General features: G+C 51.8%; 10 protein-coding genes, 1 tRNA gene and 1 pseudogene. 2 read left to right on the top strand and 10 right to left on the bottom strand.

Annotated features, from left to right (window positions below; all coding sequences use genetic code 11):
• Positions 1-514: 514 nt before the first annotated feature.
• Positions 515-1,264 (top strand): biotin/lipoate A/B protein ligase family protein, encoded by a 750-nt coding sequence (locus E3E26_RS01920; RefSeq protein WP_167899662.1) that lies wholly within the window; start codon positions 515-517, stop codon positions 1,262-1,264.
• A gap of 4 nt (positions 1,265-1,268) precedes the next feature.
• Here the strand turns inward: E3E26_RS01920 and E3E26_RS01915 are convergent, their stop codons facing one another.
• Positions 1,269-1,967, bottom strand: coding sequence for a hypothetical protein (locus tag E3E26_RS01915; RefSeq protein ID WP_240911618.1), 699 nt, complete (start codon positions 1,965-1,967; stop codon positions 1,269-1,271).
• A gap of 142 nt (positions 1,968-2,109) precedes the next feature.
• On the opposite strand from E3E26_RS01915, the gene E3E26_RS01910 reads away from it, so the two are divergent.
• A tRNA-His gene (locus E3E26_RS01910) sits at positions 2,110-2,186 on the top strand.
• A 37-nt stretch (positions 2,187-2,223) separates the two neighbouring features.
• On the opposite strand, the pseudogene E3E26_RS11350 reads toward E3E26_RS01910, so the two are convergent.
• The 9 genes and pseudogenes from E3E26_RS11350 to E3E26_RS01865 form a co-directional block, all read right to left on the bottom strand.
• Positions 2,224-2,373: pseudogene (locus tag E3E26_RS11350) on the bottom strand (type II toxin-antitoxin system CcdA family antitoxin); the annotation flags it as partial.
• Between the two features lie 108 nt (positions 2,374-2,481).
• On the bottom strand, positions 2,482-2,880 hold the full coding sequence (locus E3E26_RS01900) for a hypothetical protein (protein WP_167899661.1): 399 nt from the start codon (positions 2,878-2,880) through the stop codon (positions 2,482-2,484).
• Positions 2,881-3,402: 522 nt separating this feature from the next.
• Complete coding sequence (locus E3E26_RS01895; RefSeq protein ID WP_167899660.1) at positions 3,403-3,834, bottom strand: EVE domain-containing protein; 432 nt, start codon at positions 3,832-3,834, stop codon at positions 3,403-3,405.
• A 51-nt stretch (positions 3,835-3,885) separates the two neighbouring features.
• Complete coding sequence (locus tag E3E26_RS01890) at positions 3,886-4,161, bottom strand: hypothetical protein (protein WP_167899659.1); 276 nt, start codon at positions 4,159-4,161, stop codon at positions 3,886-3,888.
• Positions 4,162-4,165: 4 nt separating this feature from the next.
• Positions 4,166-4,429: a hypothetical protein gene (locus E3E26_RS01885; RefSeq protein ID WP_167899658.1), complete on the bottom strand. Its 264-nt coding sequence runs from the start codon at positions 4,427-4,429 to the stop codon at positions 4,166-4,168.
• Positions 4,430-4,671: 242 nt separating this feature from the next.
• Entirely contained in the window at positions 4,672-7,671 is a 3,000-nt protein-coding gene (locus E3E26_RS01880; protein WP_206204298.1) for a helicase-related protein, read from the bottom strand.
• The gene (locus tag E3E26_RS01875) at positions 7,668-8,204 is read right to left on the bottom strand and encodes a hypothetical protein (protein WP_240911617.1); all 537 of its coding nucleotides are present in this window, start codon (positions 8,202-8,204) and stop codon (positions 7,668-7,670) included. The genes E3E26_RS01880 and E3E26_RS01875 overlap by 4 nt, the downstream gene beginning before the upstream one ends.
• Complete coding sequence (locus E3E26_RS01870; RefSeq protein WP_167899657.1) at positions 8,198-11,617, bottom strand: DUF499 domain-containing protein; 3,420 nt, start codon at positions 11,615-11,617, stop codon at positions 8,198-8,200. The genes E3E26_RS01875 and E3E26_RS01870 overlap by 7 nt, the downstream gene beginning before the upstream one ends.
• Positions 11,614-14,688 (bottom strand): DUF1156 domain-containing protein, encoded by a 3,075-nt coding sequence (locus E3E26_RS01865; RefSeq protein WP_167899656.1) that lies wholly within the window; start codon positions 14,686-14,688, stop codon positions 11,614-11,616. The genes E3E26_RS01870 and E3E26_RS01865 overlap by 4 nt, the downstream gene beginning before the upstream one ends.
• Between the last annotated feature and the right edge of the window lie 95 nt (positions 14,689-14,783).

The following is a 14,783-nucleotide window of genomic DNA, read 5'->3' as shown; positions in this document are numbered from 1 at the left end:
AAAAGCTTCCTGTACTCTCAAACCCCCGATGTGGGGCGAAGCCACGTGCCCCGTTCTTCTCTAAAATCTGGGAAACTACGTTTTCTCACCTCTCTTTTTCTCTTAATCCACTGGAGGTTCCTTCCCTTCACCCTTGACCAAGTTTTGTGATTCTCAGTGAGTTTACCCAACTAAGTTGGTTTTTACTTGACTTGGGGCTTTTGCGAGGAACTACCTCATAAGGGCCCGTTAGAAGGTTTTCTCTCCTCAGCGCCCGAAGGGCGCTTATCCAAAAAGCAAACCCCATCAAAAATGAGCGTTTGCAGAGGTTCCACAAATCACGCAAGTTCATAAAAAAGAGAACCCATTCTAAAAAGGCTCCCAACGAAGGAATCACGAACTTTGATGAAACTTTGCGAAGGCAAAGTTTCTTATCCGCTCAGTGGTGACCGCTCTCATCACCCTCTCAGGAGGGCTTGGGCGTCATCATCGCTGGGCTTAAAAACGCTCTTGATTTTTTAACTTTGGTGATGGCATGAGGTTCATTCCGCTCATAGTTGCCCGACCCGAGGTTCAGATGGCGATAGACGAGGCGATAATGCGCGCTAGAATTGAGGGCAAGGTCCCCGACACGGTGAGGCTCTACGCTTTCAATCCCAGCTCGGTAACTATAGGCCGCTTCCAGAGCGTCCGGCACGACGTTGACCTCGACGCCGCCGGGAGGCTTGGAATCCCGGTTGTAAGGCGCATAACCGGCGGCGGGAGCGTCTTCCACGACGAGTTCGGTGAGATAACCTATTCGGTGGTCATCGGCGAGGACTATCATCCCGCCCTGCGGAACGTCGAGGAGAGCTACCGCTACCTGGCCGGCCCGCTCGTGGATGCTCTGAAGGAGCTTGGCCTCGACGCCGGCTTCTCCGGCCTGAACGACATCGTCGCCAACGGCAAGAAGATAAGCGGCTCTGCCCAGACGAGGAGAAAGGGGGTAATCCTCCAGCACGGCACGTTCATGTACGCGACGAGGGTGGAGGTACTCGCGAAGGTTCTGAGGATTTCGAAGGCGAAGCTTTCTGATAAAGGAGTTTCGAGCATCTGGGAGAGGGTTACGACGCTGGAGCGCGAGGGAATAAAGCTGAACCGCTGGGAGACCTACGAGCTGCTGAAAGACAAGTTCTTTGCCGCGTTTGAGCTGGAAGAAGGCCAGCTGACAGACTACGAGCTCGAGCTTGCAGAGAAACTGATAGAGGAGAGGTACGGAAACCCGGAGTGGAACGAGATGAGGTAAGAGGTTATTCCCCCAGAGATTCCATCCCTTTTCTCAGATTTTCCACCCTCCGATTCAGCATCCCGACTGTAATGATTTTGGAGTAGTCTATCATGTACTTGGAGGCCATCTCGTAGAACAGCTCGTCTTCTCCGAGCTCTTTCCTCAGCTTTCTGAAGTTCTCCTCAAGGCGGGGGAGCCTGCCCTTTGAGCGCTTCAGCATCTCGTTGCCGATCTCGATTGCAAAGCGGAGGTATTCGTCGTCCACCAGGACCTTTCCATTCTTTCCAAGGGGAGCGGTAAGGTATTCGGTGGCGTTTATCTCAACGAGGTAGCGCTTTGAAATGACCTTGAATGTTGTATACTTGAAGCCTGAAGCTAAGCCTAGCTCGTGGAGCTTCTTTGCCTTCTCAAGGTCTTCGGCAACGACGTGGAAGATGGGTGGCTGGCTCTTGAGGAAGATGATCCCCTCTTTGGCATTTTTCAGGGCTTCTTTTGCTTCTTCAAATTCTATGAGTCTGTGGGCCTTCATCAGCCAGCGGGAGAGGGGCTTTGCCCCCAGGGTCGGCTCCTCGATGATTCCAATCCTCCCCGAGCAGGAGGATGTGGTGTAGATGCCCTTTATCGAGTTGATGAGAAGGAGGAGGTCTATTATGTCTTCGTCGACTTTACCCTCATTTATGGCCGTGAAGAGGCTCGCGAGCGCTTCTCTCTTGGCTTTCATCTCGAAACCTCCCTATGTGGTTTGACGGTTTTCAATCTCTCCTCTGAGTTCGGTTATTGAATGTAAAAGGTCTCAGCTCCCTCTTTCAGCCCGTTCTGACGAAAACTTTATAAAGCTAACTCAAAAGGTTTAGCTGGACATGGCCGGGGTGGTGTAGCCTGGTCAGCACAGGGGACTGTGGATCCCCTAGCCCGGGTTCAAATCCCGGCCCCGGCCCCAGAACAACGCTTCTCCCAGAATAAAACGCTTTCAAGGCTTCTTCAAGCAACTTCGACATGTTAATGCCTTCTCTCTTCGCAAACTCCACCAAATCAGCCCGGATTGTCACGGTAACACTCCGCTTCTTTGAACGTTTCTGTACATCACCCGTGTAAATACACGTGTAAATACCCGTGTCAGGTCCCATAGCCTGGCACCAAAAAGAGTGGAGAACTCTGATTTAAACAACTTTCGCACGCAGAAACCGGTGTAAGGCAAATGCCTTACACTGAAAGCCAAAAATAATAAAAGGGCATTAGTCCGCCTCGCCGTAAGCGAGGATGAAAAACACCTCAAGGGCAATTGCGGAAGGCACCCTCACACAGTCCCGCCTCCTCGGGAACAGCACTTCCTCGAAGTAATCAACGAATACCCGAAGCTTGAGAGCACTCTCCGTATCAACCAACCCCCTCCCAACAAAGTCATCAAGGACGTAATTGAAGAGGCCCCTGGCATCAAGGAGGGCCTCACGGTCTTCATAAGCCCCCATCAGCAGGGAGTAGACCTCCCTCCAGAATTCTTCCGGCACCCCAAGCTCGCCCAAAGGCCCAGCCAAAGTCACAGCCACCTTTTTATTGACCTCTTCCAGCTTCATGACCCTAATTTCGTTGAAGATTCCGTACAGCACGGTCGTTACATCTTCCATCCTTACCACCACTCCCCAGCGAGGGTGTGAGCAATTAAAATTAACCCATGACCACCGAGCGAAGTCATTAAGAAAATTGAATTTGACCCGAGTTATCAAATCTGATAACTCGTCAAGGGCTTGAGTTATCAATTTTGATAACTCGCGGCTGACAAAAGAAGCCCTCTTCGCCCTTCTTTTTACTCCTCTGTTTTCAATAATTCTTGCATTTAAACGCGAGTTGCAAAAAATGAAACGCATAAACTTGTACGTTCACTAAATCAAGCTCTGAAAAGAAGACATGAGACAGCCCAGATTGGCTGAAAAACAGTATGAAAACAAAAAGTCTCATGAAAAGCGTGATAAAGCGCTTTCCCATAATTCTTGGGCGACCACGCCGGGCGGTTTGTGGCACAACAATGGGGTAAAACGAGCGCCCAGAAAGCCCCTTTTTAAGTGGGTGTACAAAAGTGTACCCTTGGAGGTGCTGGTGTAAGGCATTTGCCTTACACTGAACCGTTCACAAAAAGTTGGCGAAGAGATTGAGGCGGCTCAAAGCAAGCCTTCAATCAGCCTGTAGTCCTCTTCTGGCAGTTCTCTCATGGCCTTGCCCATCAGGTGGCCACTCCAGCGCTTCTTGTTCGTGATGAACTTCAGCTTTGGAATGAGCGGCTTGAAGTCGAGCTCGCCGAGCTTTATTGGCTTAACCTTCACCCTCAACGGGTAAGTCTCGTTAAGGTGGGGAGGACTCTTGAAGATTCTGCTTGAATCTGTGTAAGGCTCACTAACGACCTCAAAGATGCCCACAATCTTCGGCTCTAAAACCTCTTTGTTTTTCCTCTCTTGCTTGACGTAAAAGACGAGCCTGTCGCCCGGTTTAACCTTGGCGATGGTGTTTTTATGCCTCTTCGCGACTCCCCAGACGTTCTTCTTCTTGACAACCTCCCAGTTCGCACGGTTGGTGATGCAGAGCCAGTACTTCATTCCACTCACCCAACCAGAGAATAAGAACGTCAAAGGATAAATAAGTTGTCATTAGAATGGAAGCTCTTCCAGATGCCTCAACGCAGATAATGTACCTGCAAGTCCCAATAAACCAATTCCGACCCAAATGGCACTGGAGAGACTCACCATCACACTGTAAAATGGGGTATTAGGCGTCACTCCCAAGATATTCCAAAGATACAATACAACGCCATAAAAAGCCAGCGCGATTATGAACTGTGCGCTTGGAAGGGCCATTTCAAGAAGCATCTTACTCAGTACGTCAAAAGTCTCAGCAAGTTGTTCAAGGGGTTCCAGGGCATCCATCATATCACCCCAGCGAAGATATAAGCTCCATAAGTGCGTCCCTTATTGGAGTTACAATCAAAATAATCACGGACACTCCCACAAGAATCCAAGTTGCTTTGATGAGAAATGCAGTTGACCAATCGTATGCCTGAATTTCTTGAGAAGCTTGAAATACGAGGGGTGTAAAAGCATTGTAAATCACCTGCTCAATACTCGGGACACTAAATGCTAAAAACAGTGTTGTCCCGAGCCCAATAAAAGCGAAAACCATCTTTCCAAGGTCCATCTAAACCCACCAGTATGGTTTACAATCCTGGAATAAATAACCTTTTTGGTTCGCTAAATGCCAAGATATTATTCACTTTTTATCGAAGATGCCATGACACAATCACACGAATTATGAATGTTCGAATAATCATAAACGGTCACGTTTCTCTGATGGTCTCAAAGTCTCAAAAATTCGAACGTTTTTATAAAACCGTTTGGAATTTTGAGACAAAAATTGGGAATAAAAGGAAATGAGGTAAATTACCCCACCGAGAGCACCTTTCGAATCTTGTTCTCAATGTTGACGCTGACCTTTCCGGTAATCTCAACTTCCTTCCCATCTTCGAGGACTGCATAAACCCTGGCATCCCTCTCAAAAGGCCTGAAAACCTTCAATATGACCGGCTTTTTCTTTCCGAGGTTTGCGACGATATAAATCCAGTACTTATCAACGTTTTTGGAGTCCGTCGCGAATTCATACTCCGCAGGGGTGACCTCTGCCGTAAGCAGGAGCGGCTTGTGACCCTTAACCTCAATGTACCTTTCTCCCTCGGGCTCAACGACCTTGATGTCATAATGTTCCTTCAATGAGACGTCTTTGACTTCCCAGCCTCCACCGGGGCCATACTTCTTTTCCAACCTTTTCTTCTCAAGCTCCATGACGATCTCCATCGCCTTCCGTTCGCTCTTCAGGATATCCTCCAGGGGCACGAAGTTCCTCTCGGTTATGCGCTTGTATTCATCGGTGGGCGGTTCCACGTCTTTCTCCGAGAGCCCATAAACGTCGAGAATCCCACTGGGAACATACTTTAGTATGTTGAACCTCTCCTCGCTGATGCCCTCGATCCTTAGTACCTCGGTTGTCTCAATTTTCGTGTTCTTGAAGAGGCGCCCCTTCTTCAGTTTGCCCCTTGAAAATGCCCGCTCGTAATTTCTGTACTTTGTCCTGGGCCTGTAAAAACCGTCCCTTGCGAGCGTCCTGAGCTGGGAAGATATTAAATGCTCTTCCATGGTGGGTTCGGGCCGGCCAATAACAACGAACTCCTGCGAGAACACCCCAATAAGGTGCTTCAACAGGTCAACGCCATAAAGGAACTCAAGCTTCCCCCCGTTCCTCCTTACGAGGACAGGATAACGATGGAACTCCCGGCCATCTTTCTCGTCAACTAACCTTACAAAATAAAGGTATTCAACGCCATCCCTGCCCTTAACACCAATCTTCATTGGCATTAGGCTTGAGGGGCCTTCCTTAACGACACCATGAAGAATCGGGGAAATTTCGGGAATGTTCCTCTTCCCAAGAACCTCAGTGAGATAAGCCCTCAGCACTTCGGAGACCGCGTCCCTGTCAAAGTCTCTCGGAGTGAGTATATGCTCAAGCTCCTCCTGAACCTGCTTTGCTGTGTCAGAAGGAATCATTTTCTCAATGTTCTGTCGGAGACTCTTCAGGGTGTGTATTATTGCACCAGCGTAACCTGTAAGTTCCCTCTTTATTGACGCAATCACAAGGTCATACTCGGAAGGCCCTTCTCCCTTGGCACCCCCTTCGGAGGCTTCTTCCTTCCACAGTGCCTCAAAATCCCCAGAGAACATTTGTTTTCCGAAAACCGGCTTGCCAAGGCGTGGCCCACTTCCAATGGCTTCAGTTATGTTCATAATCTTCTGGTAAAGGTTCTCCAGAACGTACAGGTCGGTCTCTGCCGCCAGGAACAGGGTGTAAGCGGTTGTCTCCCTCGGCTGACTGAGCCTCCATATCCTCCCGACCCTCTGTTCGAGCTTTATCGGACTCCATGGAGCCTCGTAATTTATGACAACGCTGGCAATCTGGAGGTTCAAACCTTCGGAGGCAACGTCAGTTGAGATTAAAAGTTTCCCATGCTGCTCAAACCTGGCCATCTGTTCTTCCACTTCTCTGCTCGACATTCCCCCGTAAAGGAAGGAAATCTCACGGCCTTCCAGCCTAACGCCGTACTCGTCGGCCAGAATCTTGGGAAGCTTCCGCTTTATGTATTCCAGCGTGTCCTTGAACTCCGTGAAGATTATCACCTTCTCCCCTTGCCTGATATGATACGCGGCAATCTCCGCCACCATTTGGAGCTTACTGTCCCTCTCTTTGATTTGCTTTGCTAACTCAAGAAGTCCCCTGAATGACTCCACCTGTTTCCTGTCGAGCAAAGGCGAGTACTCCTCGATTATCTTCTCAACGGCATCGTCAAGCTCGTTGAAGTCCTCCAGCTCAATCTCATCATAACCGAGGCCAAAGAGACTTTTAATGTATTTGCTAACCTTTTCTGCCTTCCCGCTCCCTTCAGAGTTTGCACTCTCAGCAATCTTACTGATTGTCTTTACCGCCGCTTCATAACTCGATGAAGCCCTCTTCCTGACAAGAACCGCGAGAAGGGCCTCTGGAGAATTCTCCCTGGCACCCTTTATCATCTCGAAGAGTGCTTTATCGAGCTTATCGAAAAAGGCCCTTTCAGCGTCGCTTATCTCAACGACAACTGCCCCAAAATAACACTTCTTGAAGACTTCCCTACCCTCAAGCTCGTTGACGACCTTTTTGGTCCTTCTCATGACGAGCGTATCCCGAGTTTTGCTGTAAAAACCCGGCTTGTCAAGTTTCTGATACTGGTCGGTAAGAGTCGGGTCAAGGAGGGCAATCCTTGCGAGATAATCTTTGGGATTGCCCCGGTGGGGCGTCGCGGAAAGGAAAATCAGGTTGAGGTCCCCTCCGCCCTTCTCAACAAGGGCCCTAAGGAACTCGTACCTCTGGGTGCCGAGGGTAACGTTGTGAACCTCATCAACGATTATCAAGTCCCACTTAATATCGAGGAACCTCTCGCGATGGGGAGACCTCTTGGCAAGATCAATTGAGACGACCGTGTATCCGTACGTGTTCCTCAGCTTGCTCTCGACCTCGCGACCGTTCTCGATTACGGTTGGAAAGCCCCCAACCCTTCTTATCTCCTGTTTCCACTGCTCGCGGAGAATCTTCGGCACGAGGACAAGGATTCTCTTGGCCTCACCCCTCAGCTGAAGATACCTCGCAATGGCCAGCGCCTGGACTGTCTTCCCCAGCCCGATTTCGTCGGCGATGAGTATCCTTACCGGCCGGGAGATCATGGCGTGGTAAAGGGGCTGGAACTGATGCTTGAACGGGGTTATTGGCCTCCTCGCCGGAGCGGTTAGGGCGGTGTAAAACAGTGCAGGACTGTGGAGGAGAACGTCCCCCAGAATGGCTCCCTTAATGTCCTCACTCAAACCCACTCCACCTCCAGGAAGCGTCTTGCGAGGTAATCAAGCTTCCTCCGGTTCTTGTACTTCCAATAAGTGTTTTTGAACCTTGAAGCCCAGAAGCGAAGCTGTATCGGTTCCATTGCGAGCACATATTCCTCAAGCTGGCCCCACTCCGCCGGCGTCTTAAGAACCGCCATAACGACGCCATAAACCATCAGGCGAAGGTAAGCATAATCATCGCTGGTTCTCAGGATTATCCGCTTGTTCCCGCTGTACTCCAGCCGTTCCCTCTTTGACGGCGGCAGGTTCAGCCACTTCAGGAGACTCTCGTTTGCTTCGACCTTAAACCCCAGCTTCTTGGCAAAATTGAGAAATTCGGGGAGGTACACCCTCGCCCTTGCTTCGACTTTTCCCGGGACTTTTTTCTGCTCCCCTGCACCCATAACGTTGAACACCGGCACGAACTCGGCGAGCTTCTGCTCCCGCGTTACTGGGAGGAAGGCCTTCTTGATGTACTTGAGATTCACCTGGTACTCGACGCTGCCCTCCATCAGCATTCCTCCTTCCTGAGCTTGAAGACAACTTTGCCGTTCAGGATTTTGAGTTTCTCGAAGAGAATATCATCGAGGATGGGGGGCTCCTGAAGGGAGAACTTTACCTTAATCTCTGCCTTTGCTTCAAAGAATTCTTCCATTTCCCTGACCATGTACACAAAGACTTCTCTCTCGATGTTCTCGAATTCACTTTCCCAGTAAACGCCATCGGACTTGGCAATCTCAAGTTCTCCGGTTATATGGCCAGTTAAAGTGTCTGGCATGGATGTTAGTGCTTCCAAGTCCCTGAGCTCTCTGATAAGGAGCAGCTTGGTTGTGTTTATGTATTCCTCTTTTAGTTCTCTTGTTTCAAACTCACAGGGATCCACCTCAGGAACAAGTCTAAAGCTCACTTCGTGTTTCACGGGATTCTGCTTCCCCTCGCAACTCTTTCCTATTACTGTTACTGTTGTTGAATGTTCAGGTATGGTGCCGTACCAGGTTACCGTTACTTCTTTAGTCTCCTGGGGATTCTCAAACCTAACTTCGTTGGGTTCAAGTCTTCCATAGTCAGTTGTTAGCTCTAAAGAGAACGGCATCTCTCCGTATGGTCTTATCACAATTTCATTTGACACGTTCGTCCCTGGTTTTCCTGATATCTGATACACTGTGACACTCAGATCGAACTCGCAATCTGCGGGCACTTCTTTTCTCCTCTCAACAATGTGGCCCCAGAGAACCATGTCGAAATACTCGTCCTTTACCTTGCAGTCCTCCCCTCCAGTTACGAGGCTCTTCAACGGAATTCCAATCTCCGATGATGGCGAATAAACCTCGTACCACGTCTTCACCCTGAAGTCCTTGTCCCCCCTGGGCACGATTAAATCCTTCTCCTTCTTCAGCAGATTGCAGACCTGCCTGTGAAGGGCGGCCTCCCTCGGCAGGATTAGGTCCCTCGGCTTAACGGCACTGGGCGGGTTACCCTCCTCCTCAGAGCTTGGAACCTCTTTGTGAACCTTCTTGAAGAACACTTCCCCATCGCGCTCAAGGCCGATCCTCAAGTCGAGAACGGCGTTCTTTATGGCCTCGCTAATGTGGCTGTCCTCAATCATTGGCAGGCGCGTGTTCATTCTTATTATGGCGATGAGCTCCGAGACCCTGTATCCTTCGGGCCTCAGAACTTCCACACCAACGCCCCTGAGGGTCTCCACGAGCCAGTCAAAGTCGAACTCGTCCACGATCTTGCCCTTGCTGAGCAAAGCGGAGTAAACGTTCTCAACGACTGACTTTGAGCTGGACGGGGCCTTGGTGACGCGAACCTCATCGTCCTCTGGATAAGCCACCCCTCTGAAGGAGTTCACAATCTGAGTCTCAAGGTCTTCGAGGGCCTTGCCTCTAATGTCCTTCACCATGTTCATCTGTATCTTGACGACTTCCTCTCCAAACTTGCCGTATTTGACCTCGATGTCCCTGATGACCTCATCGCACGCCATTATCCTCGCCGTCGTCTCAAGGAGAGGTTTAAAGCTTCCCTCAACTGGATAACAGACAACGACCGTGTTCCTGTACGTCCTCGTACCGGTTCCATAGGCGTAAATCAGCTTCCTCAGAGTTCTCTCATCAACGTCGTCCCTCACGAGCACCTGGAGCTTGTAATCAGGAGTGTCGTGGAACTCCTGCGGGTCCTTCGCCACGATGATGTACTGCTCCTTAAAGAACGTCACGTGATCCTCAATCTTTGCCCCCTTCCCCCTCGTTGAGGTGAGGCTCTTTCTCTCCTTGACCATCCTGTTCACGTACTTGACGAGCTCGTTCCACACCTCACCGGGCCTCATTTCGAGGAGCTCCCTGGCCTTGCTGTCCACCATCTGGGCCACATTGGCGACGCGCCAGAACCAGAGAACCTTGTCCTTCTTGTTGAGATACACAAAGCGGACGCTTGCCGTTATCTCCTCAACGGTATCACCAATGTCCGTTGGGAGCCACCTGTTGGCGTCAAACTCGTTCGGCTCGTAAACACCCCTCGCGATGGAGTCAGCCGTTGGGAAACCCGGCAGGGGAACGGGCGAGTCGAAGGGATACGTCCTCAGGAAGACGTACTTGAGAATTATCTCCGCAAGTCCCGGGTTGGTGAAGTCCTTGAACTTGTCCCTCTCAATGTCGGTATCAACGATGGTGGCGTAATCCATGAAGGTCTCGCTCTTGCCGAACAGCATGCCCCTCAGCTTCTCGTGTTTGAGGTCAATGTGGTGGGGCATTATCATCGAGGGGGCAAAGCCCGTCTCGGTGTATCTCCTGACCAGCTCCCTTACAACGATTCTCGTGATTCTGAGCATGTCCCTCGTTCTCTGAAGGCCGGTCCTCTCGATTATCGTTCTGAGGACGTCCACGTACTCCGGGTGGAACGGGTAACTCCTCCGGAGCTCGTCCTCAAGGTTATGCGCATGGCCGAAGACGTCGGTGTTGCTAAGCTCCGAGCGCATTCTGGTCAGGGTCTTAACCCTCTCCTCGTCGTCAACTCCTTTGAAAATCCTCTTTTTGAGAACCTCAACGAGCTCGTTGCCCGCTCCAGAAGTCCTCAGCGGGGAGTAAAGCTCGGAACCGCCGACCCTGCTGACGGCGCCCCAGATGGCCATGACGACCTCCCTGTTGTACTCCTTCTCGACCTCAAACATGCCCTCCTTTTTCTCCATCGGGAGCGTCATGACCATCGCGCTTCCGGAGCCGAGCAGGGCCGTGGAAAGCCTGTCAAAGAAGTTATCCACGTTTTTGGCATAACGCCTGTCGTCCTCGCTCCCCGAGTTGTAAAGGTTGTCGAAGTAATCCACGATCTCATCAACGAGAAGGATTACCCTCTCTCCCCTGAAGAGCTCCCTCAGGGTGTCAATCTCCGGAACCGTGGCATTCTCGTCGTCCCTCTCGACGATGTAATACCTCCCGAGGGCGTGGGCGATGTAACCCCAGACGGTTCTCACCCTGTACGGCCCGACCTCAAGGGGCTTGCTCGGCTGGCCGAGCCTGCCCTTGCCGTAAACTGGGACGATTTTAACACCGCCAAGGGCCTTTATCCTCTCCGCCAGACCTCTGATTTTCTCCCTCTTCTCAGGGTCGTGGCCGGCCAGAACCTCAGGGTCAAGCATCGCATCCGGCTCTTTGAAGGCGTGGTAAAGGGTGAGGAGTGTATGGGTCTTACCGCCGCCGAAGAGGGAGTAAATGAGGAAGATGTTGTGCCTCTCACCGCCTTCGAGGGTCTCGACGAGCTTGCCGATGATTTCGAGCATCGAGTCGGTGAAATAAGTCCTCCTGAAGAACTCCCTTGAGTCGGTGTATATCTCAGGGGCGTTTCCGCTCACAACGTCCCCGAGCTCCGGGGCCACCTGCTTGTCGAGGGCCTCATCCATCACGTCGTCCCAGACCTCAAAGGAACCGAGCCTCATAGTCCTTCACCCCTAACGTACCTGACGAGCCTCCTCATGAGGAGAACCTCAAAGTGGCCGTCCTTTTCGAGTTCCCTCTCAATATCGCGCTCACCGGCCTTTATCTTGCCACCCAACGGGGCCAGGAGCTGGCCGTAAACGGCGGTGTAATACTCGCTCACGAGCCTTGCAATCGTGAGGGCTTCCTCAACTTCAGCGCTCCACTTTCTCCTGAGCTTTTCGATAACCTCCTCAAGGCGGGATTTTCCAAGTAATGCATGGTACTCAAGGAGCTGGAGGACGTCAATCGCGTTCCTCGGCTCTGGCTCAAGAGGATTGAGGCCCTTCTCATAGAGGAACTTCTGGAGCTCCTTGGCATCGAGGGCCTTCTTCCCGAGGAGGTCGGGGGTGTAAAGGGTAAACTCCTTCTTGCTGGCCGAGCCCTTCCCCTTTAACACTCCCGCCTTTATGAGGCCGTTGGAATCGGTGAAGGTCGCGAGGTTGAGGAGTATTATGTCGTTGGGTTTGAGGGTCTTGTTGCCAAAGAGCACCTTGTATGCGGTGTAAAAGACCGCCTCGTTTGAGGTTATCCTTTGCCCCTCCTCAATTTCCGCGATGGCCTCGATGATGCCCCTTATCGTTGCAGGGTAAACGTAATCGTTGAGGAGCTCCTTAGTCGGGAGCGGGCCCTTCGGCGAGAGCACCTCACCGTACTTCGTCACCTCTTCAAGCACAGCGGCCATGACGCCGTAAAGCAGGTCGAGGCCGGCGTAACCGTACCTGATGAACTCCCTGGCAGATTCTCTGGCCCTGGCGTCCATCTCACTCCTGAGGACAGAGATTTGAACCTGCTTTCTCTCTCCGGCGGATTTTCTCCAGACCGCGACGATTGAGGTGTCGAGGCTGAGCTTGCCCCTGCTCACAATGCTCGTCTTTGATTCCGTGCCGATTGGAATCGCCCTCGTTATCTGGAGCTTCGCCCTCTTCCAGCCGGCCTCGATGAGGTTCGCCCAGCTCTCCGGGTCGGTGTGGGCGTAATACGTAACGATGATTCCGCCGTCCTTGAGGTGCTCCCTCATCGCCACGAAGGCCTGGCTGAAAAGGTTCTCAAAGTGCTGCTGTGCAAATTCGTTTCTGTCATTTCTCTCTGCGAATCTTCCGGGGTTATATGAGACTTCCTTTTTCCCAAACTCTTTCCATTGTGCCCTAATCTCAACCCATTTCGGTCCGATTTTCTTGAAGAAGGCCGTCTTATGGAACCTTGGGACAAGCTTCCTCCCGTCGGAGTCGCTTAAGGCCCTCTTGAGCCAGACGTAGTAGAAGTCGCTCAGCTCGGTGTAGGGGACATCATCAGCGTACGGCGGGTCGGTGACGATGACGTCGAACTTCTCACCGAGATCGAGGGAGGTCGCGTCGCCCTGGAGAACTTTCACCGTGTTGGTCTCCAACTCGGTGAGGGTCTTCTGGGAAGAGGGAGCGAGGGCGGTGGTGAGGTAGTTGAGGGACCTCATCATAACTTCCAATGCTCTCACAAAGCTCCCTGCAAATGGATATGTAAAATTAGTATCACACCAGTTCCAATTCATCGAGATTCCTCTGTTGAGAAGAGCAGTTGTGGGTTTTAGTGCAAGTGGAGACCCAAAACCCGTTGAAGATGTCCATGTGTTTACTGCGTTGGAATATGCCATGCTACGAAGCATTGCCATGCTCAAGTACGTCGCCACCGCCTCCGCGTACTCGAAGGCCCTCTCCTCGCCCCAGCCCTCCTCCAGCTTCTCCTCCTCAACGCGCTTGCCCACCTCGCGGATGAGCCTCACGAGCTTAATCAGCGTGAGGAGCTGGCGGGGGTTGAAGAATTGGTACCATCTTTCCGCACTGAGTATTGGAGTGATACGGCGGTTTTCGTAAAGAGGGATACTCTCAATCGGCACGTCCGGGTCCTTTTTCTCCAGCAATTCTTTGACCTTCTCCTTCGCCTTCCACAGTTTCTCGTTGTCCTCTCTGCTGGCGGGCTCGAAAATTAAGTCCCTGTCCTTGACCTTCACCTTCACGAGGAGCCTCTGGCGGGCGAAGCGCTCGTCTCCCTCGTGGTACTTCTTCAAAGCGAACTTCACGTAGAACTCGTTGTTGCCCTTGACCCTCTCCGTGTAGTGCCTGCCCTCCTCATCGGCGTACTTTATGATGTTCCCGCAGGCGAGGCAGGTGAGCTGGCTCTTTCTCGCTTCAATGTTGGCGTGGGGAACCTTGAAGATGACCTTATCTCCGCTCATCCTCACGTCGTCGTCCTTCAGCTTCCCAGCCCTGATTGCCTTCTCCACCTTCTTAACATAAACCTCGCTCTCAAAGACAATCTCCCCTGCTTTCGTGTCCACCTTCGCCTTCGAAACATCGCCGAGTATCTCGTTGAGGTCGATCACCCTTATCTCGATCTCATCACCCTTCCTTTCGGGCTTCATGTAGGCGAGCCTCTTGTAGCCCTTGCTGTCCTTTACGCGGGCGAGCCAGTAGTTTCCGATTGCCGGCGTCCATCTGCCGCAGTGGGGGCACTTCACCTCCCAGGTGCCGATGTAAACTGCGACGTCCTCATCGTAAAGCTCCCTGATTTCGGGGTCGTTTTTGAGTTGCTCGGTAATCCAGTTGCCCCACTTCTCCACGTCCTTCACGAGGGGCTTTCCGAACTTTTTCGGATAATCGAGAACGGCCTTGAGGAAGACGTAAGTCGTGGGCAGAAGTTCCACAGCGGTGACGTCGAGGCCAAGGCGAAGGCCTTCGAGCGGTATTGAACCAAAGCCCGCGAAGGGGTCGAGGAGCTTCTTGCCCCTGAAGTATTTCTCAAGGTCTGCGGGAATCTTTGGGTTAACGCGATGAGGGGTTTTCTCATTTAAGCCGATGAGAGTTTTAAAGCGGTTCTCGTCAATCTCCTCCGGCAGGAGTGCACCGGCGATAACGGCCCTCGCCCCGATGAGGGGCTTTCTTGTCCAGTAAAAGACCATCTCCCAGTACGGCGGCCTTGCCGGGCCCTTCTCTTTGAGGCTCTTTTCATTGACCTCCCAGATTGGAAACCGGGGGCTTTCGATGAATCTCCTCTCCATGTTATTCACACCCGGGCAATTTAACACGCCCTGCAATAAATACCTTTTGATAATGGGCGATACATCGGGTAACGCCCTAAGTATAGTCACAGACG

The sequence above is a fragment of the Thermococcus sp. LS1 genome, from assembly GCF_012027395.1.
Classification (GTDB): domain Archaea; phylum Methanobacteriota_B; class Thermococci; order Thermococcales; family Thermococcaceae; genus Thermococcus.
This window is presented reverse-complemented; position numbering and strand designations above follow the sequence as displayed.